The following is a 23,648-nucleotide window of genomic DNA, read 5'->3' as shown; positions in this document are numbered from 1 at the left end:
TTATAAAATATTTAAAATACCTGGAAACTCTAAAGTTAAAACTTTAGAGTTTTTAATTAATTCTTCAATTCGGATACTTTTTTGCTTTTGGTTTAATAATGCTAAAATATATTCAATTTCTACTTTAAAAAATAAATCTTTATTGCTAAAAAATAAAATGATAAAAGCAAGGCCGCCATTTCACTTTATTAATTTTAAGTAATTAATTTGATGAGTTTTTAAGTTGATTAAATCAAAACGATCTTCGTTGCAACTTTTAGCTTCAAAACAGACGAATTTTCCTTGATACATCCCAATATAGTCTACCGTTGATTTTTTACTTATATATCCTTTATTTACTATTATTTTTTGATCATTATTTTTATTTATTTTCTTAAGGGAAATATCCAGGTTTTTCTTATGAATAAAAGCATAATTAGTTTCCCAGTAATAATTAATTGTTTGATTAATAATTTTTTCTAAAAACATGCCGCGGTTCTTTGTCATATTAATTTTAATATTATTTTTATTTAAAAAATACAAAAAATAAACATTTTTGATAAAATTTAAATAAATTATTAGCTATTTAGAAAGGGAATTAGATGAACAAATTACTTATTATTGGTAACTGAAAAATGAATAAAACATATTCAGAAACCTTAGATTTTATAAATAAATTCCAAGATTTATATAACCAAAAAAACCAAATTATTGCTAAGGATACTGCCTTTGCTGTTGCTGTTCCATATACTAATTTAAGTGCTTTTAAGACAAATCAAGTGCAAGGTTTAAAACTAGCTGCACAAGATATGTCAAAACATGTTAAAGGAGCATATACTGGAGAAGTATCAGCAGATATGCTTCTTGATTTAGATGTTAAATATGTTATTTTAGGACATTCAGAAAGAAGAACGTATCACAATGAATGTAATAAAACAGTATATTCTAAAGCTAAATTAGCTTTAGAAAAAGGGCTAACTCCAGTTATTTGTGTTGGTGAAACTTTAGAAGAATATGAACAAGGTTTAACTAAAGAAGTAGTTAAAAAACAAATTGAAGGATCAGTTAATGATTTGGATTTATCTAAAATCGTTGTGGCATATGAGCCTGTTTGAGCAATTGGGACTGGTAAAGTAGCAACAGCTGAAATTGCACAAGATGTTTGTGCATACATTCATGAACTTACTTCAAATGATTTAGTTGTCCAATATGGAGGAAGTGTATCTCCTAAAAATATTGTTGAATTAGCGACCCAACCTGATATTAACGGATTTTTAGTTGGTGGTGCTTCATTAGAACCAGAAAGCTTCATGCAACTTTTAACCTTAGGTAAATAATCTTAGAATTAATTTATTATAAAATATGCGTTTAAATAACGCATATTTTTTAAAACAGTTTTTAACAATTATTTAGATTAAAAAAATAAAATATAAAAATTTACCTTAGTTAATTTATAATAAATTAACCAAGGTAAATTTTGGGGCGGTTGACGGGATTCGAACCCGCGAATGACGGGACCACAACCCGCTGTGTTAACCACTTCACCACAACCGCCATATTTGCCATATAATTATACACTAATTTTTAAAATTCCAAATACTAAATTATTTTTTATTGTTGCTTGTTTTTTGGAAAAGTCACTTGCGAGATGTTAACAAAATAATTGTCTTTTAATTTTAACATAATTTTTAGATAAAAAAATGTATGCGAAAACAGAAAACACGGCAGTGTTTTCTCGTCGGTTTTGCTTACTTTTGCCAAAAGTAAGGCCCCTTTGATTGCAATCAAAGGCGGGGGATTAAAAAAAATTTTAGGTTATCTTATATTGCCGTACAACTTGTCGATAGTTATTTATTTTTTCCATCATATAATCAATTTCTTGCTGAGAGTATTTATCTAAGCTTTTTCCTTTGGGAATGTAATACCTAATTAAGCGGTGCATATTTTCTATTGAACCTTTTTGTCATGAACTATATGGTTGGCATTTAAATAGTCTTTCAGTTGGAATAACCTGGTGCAATAAGACATTTTCACTACCATTATCAACTGTTAAAGTTTTAATGTCTAAGTTATGTTTCTTGATTAGTTTGAGAAGAGTTTGTTTTGTAGCTTTGGAGTTGCGTTTTGAGAGCATAGCATAAGACATTCTGGTTTGCCGTTCAATTATGGTCACAATACAATATGTATCATTGATTTTACCAATAACGGTGTCTAATTCAAAATGACCATGTTCCAAGCGATCATTAATATAAGCTGGACGTTTTGAAATTTCTGTAGCATATTTTAATGTTTTAGGTTTGGTTTGTTTTTTCTTCCTTATGCCATATTTGCCTTCAGATTTTTTAACAATGTGGTCAAATTCAAGGAAATAAGGGTATTTTTTGATTATTTTATAAATTGTACTAGGTGAAGGAGCAAATTCATCAGGGGATAATTTTTTAAAAGAATTCACAAGATAGGTAACTGATTTCTTAACTTCTTTTTGCTGCAAATTCTTTTTATTTCTATTTTTATTGTATGTATTAAGCTCACTATACCAATATTTTCTGTAGGCCTTTCATTTCTCTTTAATTGCATCACTTACAAAAAAGAGTCGCGAAAATGAATAACCTAATAAATGTTCGTATAGTTTAGTAAAATTAAGGGTTTTAACCCGCATTACTCTTTTTGAACACTTAGCACAAACATAGCGATTGTGTTTATCTAAACTAAGTGGTTTGCGATTTGTAATAATTTGGATTTTACTTTTTATACTTCGAATGTCTCTGTTAGAAATCTTAGCTACTTCTTGGATTGAGAAGCCTTCAGAAAGTTCTTGTAAAATATTAAAAAGTTGTTCTAGATCGATTTGATCTGATCGTAATTTTCGATGCGACTCAAGAGCTCCTTGCATTTTCAAGATAGTGTTGTAATTCTCTTCAATTTTAAAATGTTGATATTTATTTTCTTTTCGATATTTGTCAAAAACACAAATATATTTTTCTAAATTTTTCATATAATTTTAAGGTCTCCTTTCATTTTTTTAAAATTTATTAATACAACTATTTTATTACAAGGCAGACAAAAACAATGTCACATGCAAAAAAACTTGCATGTGACATTTCCAATTAATATTTTATTGTTGCTGTTTTTTGGTATTAGTTATTGCAAATATCAAAGATTATAATCAATTAGTTTTAAAACACTATGAAGACATAGTTATTTTGTATAAATCAGTGATATGCTTATTTAAAATAGTTTTGTAACTAATATAAATATTGCTAAAGGTTAATTTATGAGTTAATTTAAATAATTAATATTATACTTTATTATGAATATAAATATTTTTGATCTGGTAAATTATTTTTGCATATTTTTTAAAAAATATTTGGAAACAACATTTTTATGTGTTATAATTTAAATCTAAAGTTTAAAACTTAGTATTTGCCCGAGTGGTGGAATTGGCAGACACGCTAGACTAAGGATCTAGTGGAGCAATCCGTGCAGGTTCAAGTCCTGTCTTGGGCACCAATATTATATGTATTTTATTATATATGGAGGTTGAGGAAGCATTTCTTAACTGACCCGAAAATTATCTCGCCCGTAATTATTAAAATTTATTTTAATGATTACGGGGGGGGTAATATTTTTAATATTCTTATATTTATAAAATATAATTAACACATATATTATATGCAAAAAAAATTAAGGAGAAAAATATGGAAATATTAAAAGATCGAATTTTAAGGTTTAAAAATGAGAAAGATATTTTTTGAGGCGAAATATCGCAAAAGTTAGGTCTTAGTATTGATAATGTATATACATTATTTAAAAGCGACTGAATACCAAATATATCAGATTGTTTCAAACTAGCTGATATATTTAAAGTTAATATAATTACATTATTAACCGGAGAACCATATGATGAAAAAAGCTATTCTTCAAATAATGATGATAAATGACTTGGAGATATTAATGATCAAACAAGCCCCTTACACTTAATTTCTAAAGATGATGCAACTTTATTTAAACAATATGGATATTTAAATTTATTTAATATTTTTCATGAATTTAAATATGGTCAAAAAGGAACAAAAGAATATTATCAATTAACTAGAAAGGTAATTGATGCACTTTACGAACATAAAGCAGTTAATATTTTTAAAGAATGTCTTTTAGATAATATTGTCGATTTACCAGATGATTGATATGAAACTAATTCTCATTCATCAAACAAATGACCATGAGTAATTTATGGAAATTCTTGAAGTTATAGTAATTCTAAATCTTTGGACATGAAACGTTTTAATAAATACATTAGTTTATGTATTGATAGTAATTATGCTGCTGGATTAAAGGCAATAGATTACAAACATAATTATAGATACTCAGATCTAACCGCAACATTTAAAAGCCTCTTTACAAAAAATGTTAAAGATGTCTTGGAATATATGTCTAAACTTGAATTTAAAAATACAGGATATAATTCAACAAATGAGATAATGCTTGAACTTTATAAAAATAAGCATTTTGAACTTTTAGACAGAATGATAGTTGACAAAGAAAAAAGATTAGAATATGCTAGTGAATCATATTATAAGTATAAATATAGACGTGATAAAGATAAAGAATATTCTTATGAACATTTTAACCCAATTAAAGATGCTTTCAATTTAGCAAAAGAACAAAAAGATATAGTATGGCTCAAAAAGTTTAATGATTTTAATTTAAAGTTAAAGCAAAAAGTGAATCAACTTGAAGTAACTACTGTATCAAATAAAGATATGCAAATTTTTGAATTAGAATGATTAGATTCTAAACCTTTAGAAGATATTTTAGTTGCAAAGCATACTAAACATGGTGTTTTAGACTTAAAATCTTTATTAAATGATGATTGTGGGCTAAGTAAAGAAGAGTATGGGCAAAAACTTACAAATTTAGTTGCTAAAATCAGAGGGCTTAAGCCATTTATTATAGATAAATATATTAGTTATAATGAATTAATTAAAACAAGTGCTAAAAATAATATGTGGCGAGAAGTATATCAATTTGCTATTGATTTGGGTTATAGCTTTTTAGCAGATGCAGTTATTGCAAAAAACGTTGATTTAATTTATGAACTTGCTGATGAATTATTTATGCCTAATGATTATATACGTGAAGGAATCATATCACACACTGATTATTTAAGAACTAAAACAGCAATAGAACATAAATATACTCAAGAACAAATAAAAGAAGGTGAATTAAAAATACTTGAAAGTTGATCAAAGAGTATTTTTAATAAGATGAACAAGTTTGAAAATAGCTATAACTCATTTGAAGATAGCTATGACTCACCAGCAACTTTAGATATAGATACAAAACTCTATAAAGAACTATTAACTATTGAATCTCAAAATTTTCCTTTATTAGATGAGTATAATGAATTTACTGTTAAAAGCAATCTTAAAAAAGTTAAAGAAAACTTTTGAAAACAATATAAGCAAAAACTTGAGGATGTTATTGAATGAATTACTAATGAAAAAGCTATGAAGAACCATTTTGAAAAAATTAATAATGAATTTAGTTCAAAAAACCTACTTAAACTTTTAAATTCTGGAAATATAGAAATGTGCATTATCCAAATTTATAGACGTTTGGAAGCTATCTTTGCATATAAATACAAATATAAAGATAAATATGGCGATAACATCCATGAATGGATAAACAAATATTTTGAGCATGAGAAAGTTAAAGTTGAGAGGGATTCTGATTATTACAATGATAGTAAAATCAAGGAATTAGAGGAAAAACAAAAACTATTGCATAAACTTAGAAAAAAACGCAATGATATAACGCACGGTAGTTTTTCAAACATTGATAAACAAGATAAACAACTATCAAATGATGAATTAAAAACTTGCATAAATTTATTAGACACAATAAATGAAGGGGCAAAGGATGAATAAATATATAAAATACTTATTAAATAAAGAAGTTGTTTCATTTGTATCTTCGGAAGGTTCGGAATCTTCTTATTTGTATGAGGATAATTCAAATATTATTCTGCAATTAGTCCAAAACGAAAATTATCACATTGAAGGTTACAAAATCATCTTTTCAAGCCCTGCAATAGAATGTATTACTTATCAAAACAAAAAATATACTCATATAAATGATGTGATAAGCATTGATTATGAGTTTAAATCTGATAACCGAAAATTATTAATATCTTTTAAAGATAATCTTGCTGATAATTATGCATTGCCAATTAAAGTTGTTTTAGCAGATAAAGAAAAATGAGATAAGAATAATAAAAACAAAGAAACTAATGCAAAATATAAAAATAGTGCTTTAGTTGTTAATCCTGGAATTGATTTTCTCAATATTTTTTGAAAAAATGTAAAAGGTATGAACAAGAGAGAAATTAAAGTTTATTATCAGGATACCAACAAAGAAGATAGTTCAATTATTGAATACAAAATTTATGATGGTAATGGAGAGGAATCAAATTATCCTAGTTCTACTCTAGAATTCTTTGAACTTTTAAACTTAGCACCTGGTAAATATAAAATAATATTAATACAATGGAAAAGGGAGCATACTGACACTATTTTATCTCAAGCTGAAACAATTGTTGAAATTAAATCTCTTGTTAATGAAATTGGACGAGTTAAAAATGCAATCTTACGATAGTAAGTTGGTTAAAAACATTATAAAAATTTTAAATAAAACTACGCCAAAATTATATTTTTGGAATAGTTAAGGAGGAAGAAATGGAAATAAATCATAAAAATGTAATGGCTCTTTGGAGTTCAAGATACGGCAGACAATGCCAAAAAACTAAGGACTTTGCAGGTCGAAAAATCCAAAAAAGTGATTTTAATAATCTCAAAAGCCAATCTTGTTGAAATATTGATCATATCCTCCCACTGAGCCAAAATGGTGGGAGCAATAAGGAAAATTTACAAATAACTCATTGTAAAACTAACCAAGAAAAAGGTGATAATTTTCCGACATTTAAAGCCAATAATAAGAATTTCCAAATAGTAAAACATAATGGATCTTATAAAGTTGAGGAGGTAAAAAGTATCAAAAGTAAATTCTTGGATGCTAATATTGGCTTAAACTATTTGAAAAAGCTAGAAAATAAAGATAGTAAAACAAGGTGAATTGGATCAATTTTAATAAAACTAGAAAACGTATCAAATCCTGCAGTTATAGAATTTATAGAAAAAATACTAGGTGAGGATAGCATCCCTTATTCAATTAATAAAGGTTTTAGTAGCAATATTTACATTGCTAAAAACTATAATTGTCCACTTAAAGACGATGTATCTGAACTGCTTGATATATGCATTTTGCTAAACACATATTTAGGATATTACTTTTTAAACAAAAAGTATATGTCTAAATATCAAATTTACTATCAACTAAAAAATTATACTAATGCAAAAGATATGTATCACCAAGCAAAACTTTGTGAGTTTAATATAAGTTATAATCATAACGATAATTCTTTATATATAAATAATTTAGTATATGAAAATACTAGGGCTAAAGAAAATGAACCAAATCTCAATTTCACATATGGATATGGAAAATATAACTACTCTTATATAGACTTAAGAGAAAAATTATCAAATAAGTAAATTAATCATAGAAAGAAGGTAATTATGAAAATCAATAAAGAAACAGCACTCAAATTATGGGATAAATTTTTTAGTGGTAAAGAAGATGCTAAGGATTTTGCTGGAAGATCTATCAAAAGATCTGCTTATGGAAATGAAGCAAGTCAATATTGTTGAAATATTGATCATATTTGTCCAGAAGCAGAAGGCGGAACTGATTCACAAGACAATTTACAAATAACTCATTGTAAAACTAACCAAGAAAAAGGTGATTCATTCCCTGACTTCGTAGCTAATGGAATTACTTTTACTTGCGAAAAAGTAAAAGGTAAATCAAAAGTTTATCCAGTTGTTAAAGCAAAATAAATACACAGCTAAACTACAGTATAAAGGCACCCGCAAGTTGTACTAAATTAATTGGTCTAACTTGCGGGTGTTCACTATATTTTTTAATTATCGCTATTTTACTTCTCTAAAACTTAATAACCTATCTCTATAATATTCATATTGTTTTTGTCTTAAAGATATTTCAGCTGGTAAGCCTTTAGTTAAATCATTTGTTAAGTCAGAGAAATTATCTAATATCTCAACAATTTCATCTTGGATCGCGCGGGGAGGGAGGGGAATATCTAAATTGTGTATTGTATCTGATTTTAAGGCGGGTATTGTACCGAATACTGATTCAATAAGTTCTTGTTCTTTATTCTTTATAAAATAATATAAATACCTTGCATTAACTGAATCTTTTAAATCTGTTATAACTCAACAAGCATCAATTGCCCAAAACTTTTGAGTTTCTCACCTTACATATCCTGCAGTACCATACCGGGCAATTGAAGTTGTATTTTCATTATAGTTATAGTCTTTTCAATACCCTATTGGATTAATTCCTCCGCTCATTACTGGGTAGCCTTTATCTAGTAATTGGTTTTTAGTAAGCCTTTTTCCGCTTTTACACTTTGCAACTTCACTAAGTTTTTGATATTTAACCCCATAGCCAAAATTAACTAGTTCAAAACCAAAGACATATTCAAATAATTTGGCTAATCCTGGATTATCTTCTCTCTCTCTCTCTCAATATCATTAATATTAAATGATAATAAGAGATCTCTATAATATTCATATTGTTTTTGTCTTAAGGATATTTCAGAAGGTAAGCCAATTTTGAGATCATTACAGATCTTTTCAAAATTGTCTAAAACTTCTGCAATGCGGTTTTGAACCCGAAGAGGTGGAAGGGGAATTTGAATTCCAGCCATAACATTTGTCATGAGCTTTGCATTTGCATTCACTCCTTTTCTAACATATTTCTTTGCTATTATTTGAAGTACATAAGCTATAAACTTTAGGTTATTGTTATGAGATAGGGGAGTTAGTAAGCCACAAATATTTGTGATACTAAATTTACCAGTGCGATAAAATACTGTTCCAGCATAACCGTCTGTGGTCCAGGTAATATACTGCCCATCGTATTGATAAGTGTTAATTTTACCAAGTTCACCATTATTTTCAGTTTGCGATGAATATACTGGATATTCTCCAGGGTTATCTCTAATATAATTCTTAGAGATAACGATTCCTCTACTTAGTTTAAATAATTGATCAATTCTTTTATACTCAACCTTAACTTTTGAATCATCAAAAGTTAATAATTTATCTCTGTAATACTCGTATTGTTGCTTACGGTATTTAAGTTCTGTGGTAAGTTCTGTGGTAAGTTCTGTGGTAAGTTCTGTAAAATTATCTAGAATTTTAGCTATTTCATCCTGGATCGCGCGGGGAGGGAGGGGGATTTTTATTTCTTCGATAACGCTACGCTCAATTGTTGGAACTCCTCCCACTCTTCTTTTGCTTTTGAAATAGTCTTCATATCGCACTAAGATATAATAAAGAAATTTATTATTTATTTGCTCATCATGTCCAAGCCAAAAACTCCCATCAGAACACCAAAAAGGTTCGTCTATATATTTAACTCCGCCAATGCTACCGGTATTAACAACTATAACTGTCCCTGCAGGAACATTGAACATATTGTATTTACCAAGGATTAAATCTTTACTACCATGATATACTTCATATTGAAAAGTATCACTTAAACTACTTTTAGTAACTCTTTTTCCCCGGTTGATTTTTACTACATCACTTAGTTTTTTATATTTAACCCCATTAGGGCATAGTTCATTAATAAGTTTTTCGATTTTATTCATAATGATTCCTTAATGTTTAATTAAAGTAAATTTTATCATATTATATTTATTATATGTAATTGCAAATGACATCTTACCTAAAAATTCATATTTAAAATATAATATAAGATAATTAAGTATTATTATTGATTTACAACTTTATCTCTAATAATATTTCACTAAATAAAGTATCAAAAACAATCCAACAAAAAAATAAAAAAATATTTTGGTTTTTATTTTTTTGTACTATAATTATCTTGAGCTTTTTGAAAAAGCAGCATGAAGTTCTTTGAAAACTAGATATACACACAAAACATGACAGTCAATTTTTTCGAGAGTTTGATCCTGGCTCAGGATGAACGCTGGCTGTGTGCCTAATACATGCATGTCGAGCGGAGTTCTTTTAGAACTTAGCGGCGAATGGGTGAGTAACACGTACTTAACATACCTCTTAGATTGGGATAACGGTGAGAAATTATCGCTAATACCGGATACTTATATAGTTCGCATGAATTATATATAAAAGGAGCCTTAAAGCTTCATTAAGAGATTGGGGTGCGGAACATTAGCTAGTTGGTAAGGTAATGGCTTACCAAGGCGATGATGTTTAGCGGGGTTGAGAGACTGATCCGCCACACTGGGACTGAGATACGGCCCAGACTCCTACGGGAGGCAGCAGTAGGGAATTTTCCACAATGGACGAAAGTCTGATGGAGCGACACAGCGTGCAGGATGAAGGCCTTCGGGTTGTAAACTGCTGTTATAAGGGAAGAAAAAGCATTAGAGGAAATGCTAGTGCCTTGACGGTACCTTGTCAGAAAGCAACGGCTAACTATGTGCCAGCAGCCGCGGTAATACATAGGTTGCAAGCGTTATCCGGAATTATTGGGCGTAAAGCGTCTGTAGGTTGTATGTTAAGTCTGGCGTGAAAACTTGGGGCTCAACCCCAAATTGCGTTGGATACTGGCATGCTAGAATTGTGTAGAGGTTAGCGGAATTCCTAGTGAAGCGGTGAAATGCGTAGATATTAGGAAGAACACCAATTTGGCGAAGGCAGCTAACTGGGCACATATTGACACTGAGAGACGAAAGCGTGGGGAGCAAACAGGATTAGATACCCTGGTAGTCCACGCTGTAAACGATGATGATTAGCTGATAGAAAATCTATTGGCGCAGCTAACGCATTAAATCATCCGCCTGAGTAGTATGCTCGCAAGAGTGAAACTTAAAGGAATTGACGGGGATCCGCACAAGCGGTGGAGCATGTGGTTTAATTTGAAGATACGCGTAGAACCTTACCCACTCTTGACATCTTCTGCAAAGCTATAGAGATATAGCGGAGGCTAACAGAATGACAGATGGTGCATGGTTGTCGTCAGCTCGTGTCGTGAGATGTTCGGTTAAGTCCTGCAACGAGCGCAACCCTTATCCTTAGTTAATTTTCTAGGGAGACTGCCCGAGTAATTGGGAGGAAGGTGGGGACGACGTCAAATCATCATGCCTCTTACGAGTGGGGCAACACACGTGCTACAATGGATAGTACAAAGAGACGCAAAATGGTGACATCAAGCAAATCTCAAAAAACTATTCTCAGTTCGGATTGTAGTCTGCAACTCGACTACATGAAGTCGGAATCGCTAGTAATCGTAGATCAGCTACGCTACGGTGAATACGTTCTCGGGTCTTGTACACACCGCCCGTCACACCATGGGAGCTGGTAATGCCCGAAGTCGGTTTTGTTAACTACGGAGACAACTGCCTAAGGCAGGGCCGGTGACTGGGGTGAAGTCGTAACAAGGTATCCCTACGAGAACGTGGGGATGGATTACCTCCTTTCTACGGAGTACATTAAGTTACAATTCATTTTAGTAACAATTACCAATTTATGATATGGTTATCATTTCTTATTTAATGTCATGGTTGAGATAACCCAACATGTATATCTAGTTTTGAGAGAACTTCTCTCATTTTGTTCTTTGAAAACTGAATAGTAAAGATAAATTAATATAACAACGACATCAAAAAATAAATTAGTCAATTTGTTTTGGATAACCGAGTAATTATTTTATAAATAATTTATTAAAATGTCTTTGAATACATCAACAACAATAGGTAAATATTGAACTTTTAAATAAGTAAGAGTGAGTGGTGGATGCCTTGGGTCTGGAAGTCGATGAAGGACGTGATTACCTGCGATAAGCCTCGTGGAGCTGGATATGAGCTACGATACGGGGATTTCCGAATGGGGAAACCTAGTTAGAGTAATGTCTAACTGCTTCAAGATGAATAAAATAGTCTTGATTGCGAGACACGTTGTGAACTGAAACATCTTAGTAGCAACAGGAAAAGAAAATAAAATATGATTCCATTAGTAGCGGCGAGCGAAAGTGGAAGAGCCCAAACCACCTTAGGGTGGGGTTGTAGGACTATCTACATAAAGTTACAAATTTTTGTTATAGCAGAAAAAGTTGGGAAACTTTAGCATAGAGGGTGATACTCCCGTATGCGAAATAGCAAAAACTTTTGATAGCATCCTGAGTAGGGCGGGGCACGTGAAACCCTGTCTGAATCTGCCGGGACCATCCGGTAAGGCTAAATACTAACCAGACACCGATAGTGAACTAGTACCGTGAGGGAAAGGTGAAAAGAACCCCGGGAGGGGAGTGAAATAGATTCTGAAACCACTTACTTACAATTAGTCAGAGGCCGTTAATGGCTGATGGCGTACATCTTGCAGTATGGACCGGCGAGTTATGTTAACATGCGAGGTTAAGCGGAAAAAAGCGGAGCCGCAGAGAAATCGAGTCTTAATAGGGCGTTTAGTATGTTGACATATACCCGAAACCAGGTGATCTATTCATGAGCAGGCTGAAGCTTGGGTAATACCAAGTGGAGGGCCGAACCGTAGTACGCTGAAAAGTGCCCGGATGACTTGTGAATAGCGGAGAAATTCCAATCGAACTTGGAGATAGCTGGTTCTCCTCGAAATAGCTTTAGGGCTAGCGTGTGATGTTAAACTTTGGTGGTAGAGCACTGAATATGGAATGGCCGCGCCTAGCGGTACTGACTATAATCAAACTCCGAATACCATTGTGTATTGTCATGCAGTCGGAACCGGGGTGCTAACGTCCCGGCTCGCGAGGGCAACAACCCAGATCGTCGGCTAAGGTCCCAAAATTATGTTAAGTCAGAAAGGTTGTGAGATTTCATAAACAACTAGGAGGTTGGCTTAGAAGCAGCCACCCTTTAAAGAGTGCGTAATAGCTCACTAGTCAAGAGATCTTGCGCCAATAATGTAACGGGAGTAAAACATAATACCGAAGCCACGGGTACGTAAGTACGTTAGAGGAGCGTTCTTAATGCAACGAAGTCAGACCGTGAGGACTGGTGGAGCGTTAAGAAGTGAGAATGCCGGTATGAGTAACGATTCGTAGTGAGAATCTACGACGCCTATTGGGAAAGGTTTCCTGGGGAAGGTTCGTCCACCCAGGGTTAGTCAGGACCTAAGGAGAGGCTGAAAAGCGTATCTGATGGATAACAGGTTAATATTCCTGTACTGCCTTGTTATAGTGATGGAGTGACGGAGAAGGATAGCACTACCTATTAATGGATTTAGGGGTAAGTAGTGACTGGTGAATATAGTTAAATGCGTATTCTATAACTGGGAGCTACGATGCATAAGGCTTTGGCCTGAATTGTGTGATTTCATACTTCCAAGAAAAGCTTCTAAACGTTTAAATAACAGGGTACCTGTACCGAGAACGGACACACGTTCCCAAGATGAGTATTCTAAGGCGAGCGAGAAAACCAATGTTAAGGAACTCTGCAAATTAACCCCGTAAGTTCGCGATAAGGGGTGCCAACATTAAACCGTTGGCCACAGTAAATTGTGAGGGGCAACTGTTTATCAAAAACACAGCTCTCTGCTAAACCGCAAGGTGATGTATAGGGGGTGAAGCCTGCCCAGTGCCCGAAGGTTAAGTGGATGCGTTAGCTTAATGCGAAGCGTTGAAATGAAGCCCGGGTGAACGGCGGCCGTAACTATAACGGTCCTAAGGTAGCGAAATTCCTTGTCGGCTAAATACTGACCTGCACGAAAGGCGCAATGATCTCTCAACTGTCTCAACATTGGACTCGGTGAAATTATGGTCCCAGTGAAAACGCTGGGTACCCGCATCAAGACGAAAAGACCCCATGGAGCTTTACTACAACTTCGTATTGAAACTTGGCCTAACATGTGTAGGATAGGTGGGAGACAGTGAGATCAAGGCGCTAGCCTTGAAGGAGTCAACCTTGAAATACCACCCTTGGTATGTTGAGTTTCTAACCTGCCGCCGTTATCCGGCGGGGAGACAGTGCGTGGTGGGTAGTTTGACTGGGGCGGTCGCCTCCTAAAAGGTAACGGAGGCGTTCAAAGGTACACTCAATACGGTCAGAAACCGTATGTAGAGCGCAAAGGTAGAAGTGTGCTTGACTGCGAGACCTACAAGTCGAGCAGGTGCGAAAGCAGGACTTAGTGATCCGGCTGTACGTCATGGAACGGCAGTCGCTCAACGGATAAAAGTTACCCTGGGGATAACAGGCTTATCTTGCCCAAGAGATCACATCGACGGCAAGGTTTGGCACCTCGATGTCGGCTCATCGCATCCTGGAGCTGGAGTCGGTTCCAAGGGTTTGGCTGTTCGCCAATTAAAGCGGTACGCGAGCTGGGTTCAGAACGTCGTGAGACAGTTCGGTCCCTATCTGATGTGGGCGTTGGAATATTGATGAGAGCTGCTCTTAGTACGAGAGGACCGGAGTGGACGTACCGCTGGTGTTCCAGTTGTTCCGCCAGGAGCATAGCTGGGTAGCTAAGTACGGAAGGGATAACCGCTGAAAGCATCTAAGTGGGAAGCCTCCTCAAAGATAAGTATTCCCTTGAAATTCCTTGTAGACTACGAGGTTGATAGGATGGAAGTGTAAGTGTAGTAATACATTCAGCTGACCATTACTAATAAATTGATAGGTTTAAAAGTTAAATGTATTCATGACATTTTAATAAATTACTTTACTGTTCAGTTTTCAGAGAATAAGTAAAAACTCCCCTCAGGGGAGTTTTTTTTGTTTAAGGTTAAAAATTTAATTTGCTTGTTAAACTAAAATATTTTATTAAATGGACTAACAAATTTAGGATATAGGATCAATCCTTAAATTAATTTTAGTGCAATTTTATGGGTCACTATAAAACTGCTGCATTTTCTGTTTTGATATACATTTTTTATGTAAAAATTAAAAGATAATTGTTTTCTTAATATCTCGCATGTGATTTTTCAAAAACTCAATTTCCCTTGATAAAAAATGTAGAATAACTACTTTTTTGCACTACTTTTTTAATTTTTTGCCCAGACTGTTGGGGTTAATCATTTTTTTATTTTTGATTTATATTATGAATTCCTTTGTTGCAAAAAAAGATAACGAAAAAACAAAGAAAAAAAATTTTTTTCTTCTTTGGCAACTAAATTGAAAAATTTATATATTTTTTCATGTTTTTACTGTCTAAAAAATCAAGACATAATTATGTATATTATTAAATTAACTATAAAATTTCAAAATGAAACAAAAAGATTTTTAAACCCCCCCGCCCTTGATTGCAATCAAGGGAGCCTTACTTTTTAAAAAGTAAGCAAAACTTCCAGAAAACACGTGCCCGTGTTTTCTATTTTTATTATTCTCTTTTTTATAAAAAATATTAAAATTATAGACAGGGAAAAAATATTCGGATTTTCAAAGCCGGACAGAAAAGTTAACATTTACATGTTAGCTTTTCTGTTACCATTCGTTGGTACCAACGAAGAATTTTTTTTGAAAGGATAAATTATGTCAAGACATTTAAAGAAAGAAGAATTTGCAAAAATATATGAAGAATATCAAAAATCAGGTTTCCCAGGTGCTTTCCAAGCTATTTACCAAATATCACCAGAAACAAAAAACTTACAAAGAAATAGTGTAAAAGTTAGAATTAATAAAATAATTAAGTATTATAATTTAGGTATGGAAGACTTATTGCAGACAAAGAAAGGTGAAAGCCGTAAAAAAGGAAGCGGCAAACCTAAGACGAAAAGAGAACCAAATTGAGATATTTTTGATCGTGATGATTTGTTACAAATAGCTAAAAGATATTATGAAATTACCAACGAATTACCTAAAAGTAAGAAAGTTATTGAATCTAAAAGTTTTAGTATAAGTTATGTTAAGCTTGCAGAAGTTTTTGGCATTTCTAGACAAACAATTTCTAAAACTCAAAATATTAAAATTGCACAAAAACTCCCTAAATATAGTGATGTAATCGAAAAATCGTTCGCAGAAACAAAGTCAAGATATGGAAGGTTAAAACTAAGTGTTTACATATCTAAAAAATACAAAATAGATATAAACGAACGTTCATTAGGGAGATATATGAACCTTTTAGGCCTAAAATGTAAGCTTAGACAAAAATCAAAACGAAAAGAAATTAAAAATCTATCTACTCAGATTGATAACTTCGTAAATCGTGATTATAATGATCAAAACAATCGAAATATTTATGCAACTGATGTTTCATATATAAAAGCGCCAAAAGACGTGTTAGAATCACACGTTTATTTGTCTGCAATTTTGTCTCATAAAACTAAACAAATTGTTGGTTTTAAATTATCAAGAAGTAATAATCTAGAACTAGTTTTAGACAATTTAAATTCATTAAAACAATACAAACCCAAAAATTTTATCATTCACTCAGATCATGGCTTTCAATATACACATCATCAATATATTAAAGAAGTTAAAAATCTTGGTGGGATTATTTCGCTATCAAGAGCGGGAAATTCTCTTGATAATCGAGAAATTGAATATTGGTTTGGAGTCATTAAAACTGAATTATTAAATGATTTAGATTATTCAAAAATAACATTTAATGAACTTAATGATATGATACAAGAATATGTAATTTGGTACAACAATGACCGAATTCAATCAAACTTAAACTGAAAAACTCCACAGCAATTTGCTATGGAATTATAAATAACTAAAATGTTAAATTTTGCTGTCCATGTTTATTTGTCCGAATATTTTTTCCCTGTCTATTTTTCTTGATTACTTTTTATTATTTTTTTATATCTTTTTACAGTTGATACACTAAGGTTTGTAATTAAACTAAGTTGAGATAAAGATTTTTCAATATTAGTAGCAATTAATATGAGAGATTGCTGTTTTTTTTAGTTCGTAGTTTGTTAAGTTTTTGTACTTATCTATGTTATGTTTGATTCTCATAAATAATTTATACCATATTTTAATTAAATTAGTTCACTTTCGGTGGGATTTATATATGGGCCTAAATAGTTGTCATTGGACAAAAAACTCAATTTCCCTTGATCAAAAATTTTTTTATGTATTAATTGGAAATGTCACATGCAAGTTTTTTTGCATGTGACATTGTTTTTGTCTGCCTTGTAATAAAATAGTTGTATTAATAATTTTTCAAAAAATAAAGGAGACCTTAAAATTATATGAAAAATTTAGAAAAATATATTTGTGTTTTTGACAAATATCGAAAAGAAAATAAATATCAACATTTTAAAATTGAAGAGAATTACAACACTATCTTGAAAATGCAAGGAGCTCTTGGGACACAACGAAAATTACGATCAGATCAAATCGATCTAGAACAACTTTATAATATTTTACAAGAACTTTCTGAAGGCTTCTCAATCCAAGAAGTCGCCAAGATTTTTGATAGAGACATTCGAAGTATAAAAAGCAAAATCGAAATTATTACAAATCGCAGACCACTTAGTTTAGATAAACAAAATCGTTATGTTTGTCCTAAGTGTTCAAAAAGAGTAATGCGGGTTAAAACCCTTAATTTTACTAAACTATACGAACATTTATTAGGCTATTCATTTTCGCGACTCTTTTTTGTAAGTGATGCAATTAAAGAGAAATGAAAGGCCTACAGAAAATATTGGTATAGTGAACTTAATACATACAATAAAAATAGAAATAAAAAGAATTTGCAGCAAAAAGAAGTTAAGAAATCAGTTACCTATCTTGTAAATTCTTTTAAAAAATTATCCCCTGATGAATTTGCTCCTTCACCTAGTTCAATTTATAAAATAATCAAAAAATACCCTTATTTCCTTGACTTTGACCATATTGTTAAAAAATCTGAAGGCAAATATGGCATAAGGAAGAAAAAGCAAACCAAACCTAAAACATTAAAATATGCTACAGAAATTTCAAAACGTCCAGCTTATATTAATGATCGCTCTGAACACGGCCATTTTGAATTAGACACCGTTATTGGTAAAATCAATGATACATATTGTATTGTGACGATAATTGAACGGCAAACCAGAATGTCTTATGCTATGCTCTCAAAACGCAACTCCAAAGCTATAAAACAAACTCTTGTCAAACTAATCAAGAAACATAACTTAGACATTAAAACTTTAACAGTTGATAATGGTAGTGAAAATGTCTTATTGCACGAGGTAATTCCAACTGAAAGATTATTTAAATGCCAACCATATAGTTCATGACAAAAAGGTTCAATAGAAAATATGCACCGCTTAATTAGGTATTACATTCCCAAAGGAAAAAGCTTAGATAAATACTCTCAGCAAGAAATTGATTATATGATGGAAAAAATAAATAACTATCGGCAAGTTGTAAGGCAATATAAGATAACCTAAAAACTTTTTTAATCCCCCGCCTTTGATTGCAATCAAAGGGGCCTTACTTTTGGCAAAAGTAAGCAAAACCAACGAGAAAACACTGCCGCGTTTTCTGTTTTCGCATACATTTTTTTATCTAAAAATTATGTTAAAATTAAAAGACAATTATTTTGTTAACATCTCGCAAGTGACTTTTCCAAAAAACACAATATTATAATAGTAGAAATAAAAGAAATTATTTTATATAATATTAATATTATTATTTTTTTACTTTTTAAACTAGTAAATAGATATTTTATTATTAGATCATAGATAAATATTAAAATGGCTGAATTTTTAGATAAATACTTTAATTGTGTTAATGTATTTATATTGTACAATTTTAAAATTATTTTTGGATAGGAGCTATAACTTGCAAAATTTTGAACCAGATTCTTTAAAATGATATTTCTTGGATAATTCATTAAATGACCCAAATTTATTAATAATATATAAATATTATTACGTAATATTAATAATTATGGTTCTATTACTTTTTGTTATTCAATTTTTTTATATGAATGAAAGGAAAAAAACTATGAAAAAACAAAAGATTCCTTTTGTTCATATATATAATTTGTTAAATGGATCCACTATGAAATTTTTTACGACTAACAAACTTAAAATAAAAGAAGATTACTTTAATTTTATGCTTTTATTGGTTTCAAAATATGATAAATATCTTCAGAATAGTATTTGAAAGAAAAAAATAAACATTTGATCAATTTTGTTATACCTTTATCATCTTTTTATGTACTTTTTTAATTGATATATTTGATGGGCTGTAACTAGTGATTATTATATAATTCATATTATCTTCACCTTAACTGTGCAAATATGTATAATTATTTCTGTATTTATTATTTATAAAACTAATAATAATAAGTGGCTCATTTCAAGTTATAAGAGTCAAAAAATAATTCAAGAATGGTGATTATTAAATAGAGAACTTCCTAGCAGCAATGATTTTCATAATAAATTCGCTGATCATTATATTAACCTATGTAGAAATTAACAAAATTTATATTTAAAAGATTTGACAACAAAAAATAAAAAGATAAAACTATATAAGGATATAAGCAATTACGATACTGAAATTTTTAAATCGCAAGAAGAATTTCTTAACTTTTTAATTATATTACCATTTGACAAACTTTATAAAAACAAGAAGAGTAAGGAGCCAATAATATGAAACTAAAAAAACATTTTATTAATTCTTTCGAAGTTATTCAAGCAATGGGTGCGCCCACGGCTATAAGCAATACAAACCAAAATACAGTTAATATTTATGAAAAGACTGCGCAAGACGATATTTTGAAAAGAATTGAACTTTCCAAAGTCAGAATATCTAAATTGGATATTACCACCTTGCAACAAACACTAAAAAATCCTATAGAATTAAAACAAATTTTAGCCAAAAATGAATTCACCGATGAGGATAGACAAAGGAACAGACAAATATTAAATATTATAAATAATATAGATTTGTCTAAAACAAAAATAAATATTAATGCGATAAAACTTAAGGTTTTATCTCATCCAATATTTATAGATGATAGATACGGGACTTTGGATAATAAAAAACGAGAAAGGAACGTAAGTGATAATAAACCAAAGCACAAAATTCCCACCCAGGTTAACACTGAGAAACAATGATATGTTAATAATGATGTTGAAATTAAAGATTTACAAACATCAAAATTGCTCCATATCATGTTACAAAAAACTTATGACACACTTAAACATAAGGAAGATTTAACTAAAAACTTAAAAGAAACTCAAGAAATTATTAAAAATATCGATATTGCAATTGTAGCATTAGCAACTGCTACAGTAATTTCAAGCTTCGCAGCAATTTTCTTTTGACCCTTTGCAGGACTTAGTTTAGCTATTAGTGCAGTAATATTAGGTTTAAAACTAGGGAAAGACCATTTTATCAATAAAAATAATAGCACAAAACAAGCTCTAGGAGCTCTTGAATCCATAAAAAGCACAAGCTTGTTGAATCATGCACCGGATGTTGCTCAAGGTGTTTTCAATGGTGTTTTATTCGGTAATGATCTTTTAAAATCAATTGGTTTGGTACATCTTGAAATATCTAAAACAACCACAAAATATTTATCATTAGTTAGCTTTATATATGATGCGCAATCCTTATCTAATTCAATTTATAGTTTATTAGAAACCGATAAAGAATTATCTAATATATACAGAGATATTTCTAATATCCAAAATTTACAAAATCAAAATAAAAAAGAATGAGCTGAATTTAAGAAATTAAATAAAATTGTAGTTATTTCTGAATCTTTGCAAAATAAATCGTATAAAGATGGTGGAACTGGAGGTACAAACAAACTTTTTAAACGTTTAATTGATGGTAAAATCTTCACACGTAAAGAAATGCTTGAGATGAGTAAATATGAATTAGATATGTATAACCTTATCAAAGTTAAGCGCACTGTTACTAAAAATAACAAAACATATACATATGAATATATTCGTAGCAAATATAGTAATAAAACCTTAAAGGATAATCTAGGTTAATAATGATAACCATTGGACTTACAATTACATATTTAATTTTGCTTTTACTTGGATTTTTATGGTATATATTTTTAAATATTTATAAAAAGCGTGTTAATAAGTTAGGTTTAGTTTTTTATAATTTAGTTTTTATAAGTTTTGAAGAAACTCAAAATTATTTTTTGGAAAACAAAATAAAGCTTGACGATTGGTTTTTTAGCGCTTTGAAAGATATCCATGATAAGTATGGATTAGATTTTCAAAAAAAAGCACGGGCATGGAATCATATTTTCTGATTATCAATTATTTTTTGAGTTTCGATACCCTTATTTTCTCGTGTATTTTTTTATATTTTTCCAACACTTGGTGTGTCAGTCTTTTACGGGATGCCTGTTTATTTGATTAGCCATATTTTCTTTTTTTTATTTATGTTAAATATTGCTGTTATTTATTCAAAATACAAAATAATAGTACTTGCTAAATGAGATAACATTGATAATTGGAGATTAAAAAATAAGGAATTTACAGATAATAATTATATTACCCAAGAGGAATTAAGGGCACTTTATAATAAAAAATGTAAAGATTTTAAAAAGTATAAAATTACGAACATTAAACGACCATTAATATATGTAAATGCAAAAATAGATTATGAAAAAACTGATAAAGAAATCTTTGATACACCTGAAAAATACTTATATTTCATTTTAATCTTACCTTATAATGTGTTTAAAATCAATTTTAAAAAAACTACACATAATTTTATTAAAGAGCTTTAATTTATATTTTAAAACTATATGTAAAATTTTACGTATAGTTTTAATATTATCTATAGTTATAACTAAATTTGCTATAATAAATAAAAGGGGGATAATGTTCACAAAAAAAATATTTAAAATGCATAAAGAGGGTTTTAACAACCTTAATTCATATGACTTTCTTAATTTTATAAATAACCCGCCTTTATGGTATCTTATATTAATTATTGTAGTACTTTTTACTTTAACAATCATTTACGCTTATTTAAAACAAACTATACGAAAAAAACAAAATTTACCATTAATTTATATTCATAATATTTTAAATGGAAAAACTAAAAATTTTTTTATACAAAATAAAATAAAAATTAATGATGAATTTTTTGATAAGATGGAATTGCTAGTGAAAAATTATGAAAATACAATAACATATACCAAAGAATGACGTGAGAGATTTAGACCTACAGGATTATTTGTAATAATTTTCTTTTTTGCTATGATTCCGCTGATTTTAAATTTAACTGTAACGCATGACTTTTATACCATTAAATTACTAATATTTTTCCCATCTACATTTACTTATATTTCTTTGTCTTTTATTATAGCTAAATATCATACTAATCCTTTAATCATTGGTAGTCAAAATATTCAAAGCATTATAAATGAGTGAAAAGAGCAAAACAAAAATTTTGATGAATCTCGTAATATAATTAATTTATTTAATATGATGAAAATAGACCTTGAGCAACACAAAAAAATAATTTATAAAGATAATAATAACAAAAGTATTAGATTTGAAACGAATTGAAAAACATATAATAAATCAATTTTTAAAAATCCAGAAGAATGATCTTATTTTAAATTATTATTGCCGTGAAATAGTATTTATAAAGATAAAACAAGCCAAAAACCTTTTTGAATTATAAAGGGTGAAGATTCAGCTGGTAAAATATGTTAAATTTAGTTAATAAAATATGACTAGTATTTTATTAATAAGAATAAGGAAATTATGTTTTACACAACGTTTTTTATTACATGAATTTTTGTTTTATTAATATGGCTTTGTTTCCAGACATGATTTATTTTTTTTGTTAAAAAGTTTTATAAACTACAAATTTTTCATGGTAATTTTTTATTTCTTGTAAAAGGAAAAACAGCTGAATATTACATAAAAAACGAGATTAAATTAGAAGATGGTTTTTTTGAAATCATCATAAGGATTTATAACAAATATTTTTTAAGAACTAAGTTATATGCTATAGCTTTTACTTTATGTTTGGCTTTTTATCTTATTCTTTCAATTTTTTTTCTTGGTTTTACTGATTATTTAATGAATATATTAGGAGAATTATCATACCCTTATGTCTTAATGATTTTTATTTATTTATTTTGTTTTTGTATTACACTTAGTGGGTTATTGTTTTACTTTAAAACTATTTGGTATTTTACTAAGCTTGAAAAACTTAGCCTTAAAAAGGTGCAAGAGTGGCAAAACTTAAACACTCTATATAATGATAATAAAAAAATAAGTTTTGATAGTTTTGGAAATACAACTAACTTTAAAAAACCAATAAGATTCTTCATCTCATCAGCAACAGAATCTTCGCTTATATTTTTACAAAAATTCGAACCTATGAACTATGATAAAGAAATTTTTGATAACCAAGAGCAATATATTTATTTTCTGAATATTCTACCTTATGATGATATTAAACTTAATTTTAAAAAAATAGAAAATAATTTAATAGCTGAACTTTTAAAGTAATATCGTAGATATAAAAGTAAAATAATAGATAATAAAAGCTCCAAAAAGTCAACATGACAATGTTGACTTTTTTGTTACCTCTTTTTTAGTATCAACAATACTTTTAAATATTGATA

General features: G+C 29.9%; 15 protein-coding genes, 2 tRNA genes and 2 rRNA genes. 14 read left to right on the top strand and 5 right to left on the bottom strand.

What is annotated here, in order from left to right; translation table 4 throughout:
* Positions 1–486, bottom strand: a complete 486-nt coding sequence (gene recU / locus AC0B4N_RS03545; protein WP_465102470.1) for a Holliday junction resolvase RecU — start codon at positions 484–486, stop codon at positions 1–3.
* A gap of 95 nt (positions 487–581) precedes the next feature.
* On the opposite strand from recU, the gene tpiA reads away from it, so the two are divergent.
* Positions 582–1,316 carry a triose-phosphate isomerase gene (gene tpiA, locus AC0B4N_RS03540; protein WP_465102469.1) on the top strand — a complete coding sequence of 245 codons (735 nt, stop codon included), beginning with the start codon at positions 582–584 and terminating at the stop codon, positions 1,314–1,316.
* Between the two features lie 141 nt (positions 1,317–1,457).
* Here the strand turns inward: tpiA and AC0B4N_RS03535 are convergent.
* Positions 1,458–1,533, bottom strand: a tRNA-His gene (locus tag AC0B4N_RS03535).
* A gap of 256 nt (positions 1,534–1,789) precedes the next feature.
* A complete protein-coding gene (locus AC0B4N_RS03530; RefSeq protein WP_465102468.1) occupies positions 1,790–2,974 on the bottom strand; it encodes an IS30 family transposase in 1,185 nt (394 codons plus the stop codon).
* Between the two features lie 430 nt (positions 2,975–3,404).
* Between AC0B4N_RS03530 and AC0B4N_RS03525 the strand changes: the two genes are divergently transcribed.
* From AC0B4N_RS03525 to AC0B4N_RS03505, 5 genes are all read left to right on the top strand, one after another.
* Positions 3,405–3,489, top strand: a tRNA-Leu gene (locus tag AC0B4N_RS03525).
* Positions 3,490–3,677: 188 nt separating this feature from the next.
* Positions 3,678–5,909, top strand: a complete 2,232-nt coding sequence (locus AC0B4N_RS03520; RefSeq protein ID WP_465102467.1) for a hypothetical protein — start codon at positions 3,678–3,680, stop codon at positions 5,907–5,909.
* Entirely contained in the window at positions 5,902–6,636 is a 735-nt protein-coding gene (locus tag AC0B4N_RS03515; protein ID WP_465102466.1) for a hypothetical protein, read from the top strand. The genes AC0B4N_RS03520 and AC0B4N_RS03515 overlap by 8 nt, the downstream gene beginning before the upstream one ends.
* An 80-nt stretch (positions 6,637–6,716) precedes the next feature.
* Positions 6,717–7,592, top strand: coding sequence for an HNH endonuclease domain-containing protein (locus AC0B4N_RS03510; RefSeq protein WP_465102465.1), 876 nt, complete (start codon positions 6,717–6,719; stop codon positions 7,590–7,592).
* Positions 7,593–7,616: 24 nt separating this feature from the next.
* Entirely contained in the window at positions 7,617–7,937 is a 321-nt protein-coding gene (locus AC0B4N_RS03505) for an HNH endonuclease signature motif containing protein (protein WP_465102464.1), read from the top strand.
* Between the two features lie 93 nt (positions 7,938–8,030).
* Here AC0B4N_RS03505 and AC0B4N_RS03500 read toward each other — a convergent pair whose 3' ends face one another.
* On the bottom strand, positions 8,031–8,471 hold the full coding sequence (locus AC0B4N_RS03500) for a restriction endonuclease subunit S (protein WP_465102463.1): 441 nt from the start codon (positions 8,469–8,471) through the stop codon (positions 8,031–8,033).
* Positions 8,472–8,614: 143 nt separating this feature from the next.
* On the bottom strand, positions 8,615–9,778 hold the full coding sequence (locus AC0B4N_RS03495) for a restriction endonuclease subunit S (RefSeq protein WP_465102462.1): 1,164 nt from the start codon (positions 9,776–9,778) through the stop codon (positions 8,615–8,617).
* Between the two features lie 306 nt (positions 9,779–10,084).
* Between AC0B4N_RS03495 and AC0B4N_RS03490 the strand changes: the two genes are divergently transcribed.
* From AC0B4N_RS03490 to AC0B4N_RS03455, 8 genes are all read left to right on the top strand, one after another.
* Positions 10,085–11,593, top strand: a 16S ribosomal RNA gene (locus tag AC0B4N_RS03490).
* 289 nt (positions 11,594–11,882) lie between these two features.
* Positions 11,883–14,772: ribosomal RNA gene (locus AC0B4N_RS03485) — 23S ribosomal RNA — on the top strand.
* The 16S and 23S rRNA genes sit together here, the layout of an rRNA operon.
* Positions 14,773–15,613: 841 nt before the next feature.
* Positions 15,614–16,795 carry an IS3 family transposase gene (locus AC0B4N_RS03480; protein WP_465102461.1) on the top strand — a complete coding sequence of 394 codons (1,182 nt, stop codon included), beginning with the start codon at positions 15,614–15,616 and terminating at the stop codon, positions 16,793–16,795.
* Between the two features lie 485 nt (positions 16,796–17,280).
* Positions 17,281–18,465, top strand: a complete 1,185-nt coding sequence (locus AC0B4N_RS03475; protein WP_465102460.1) for an IS30 family transposase — start codon at positions 17,281–17,283, stop codon at positions 18,463–18,465.
* A 1,209-nt stretch (positions 18,466–19,674) separates the two neighbouring features.
* Positions 19,675–21,030, top strand: a complete 1,356-nt coding sequence (locus AC0B4N_RS03470) for a hypothetical protein (protein ID WP_465102459.1) — start codon at positions 19,675–19,677, stop codon at positions 21,028–21,030.
* A 161-nt stretch (positions 21,031–21,191) separates the two neighbouring features.
* Positions 21,192–21,788, top strand: a complete 597-nt coding sequence (locus AC0B4N_RS03465) for a hypothetical protein (RefSeq protein ID WP_465102458.1) — start codon at positions 21,192–21,194, stop codon at positions 21,786–21,788.
* 94 nt (positions 21,789–21,882) lie between these two features.
* Complete coding sequence (locus tag AC0B4N_RS03460; RefSeq protein WP_465102457.1) at positions 21,883–22,725, top strand: hypothetical protein; 843 nt, start codon at positions 21,883–21,885, stop codon at positions 22,723–22,725.
* 372 nt (positions 22,726–23,097) lie between these two features.
* A complete protein-coding gene (locus AC0B4N_RS03455) occupies positions 23,098–23,532 on the top strand; it encodes a hypothetical protein (protein WP_465102456.1) in 435 nt (144 codons plus the stop codon).
* Positions 23,533–23,648 lie beyond the last annotated feature (116 nt).

Source organism: Mycoplasma sp. 13536, assembly GCF_055523495.1.
This window is presented reverse-complemented; position numbering and strand designations above follow the sequence as displayed.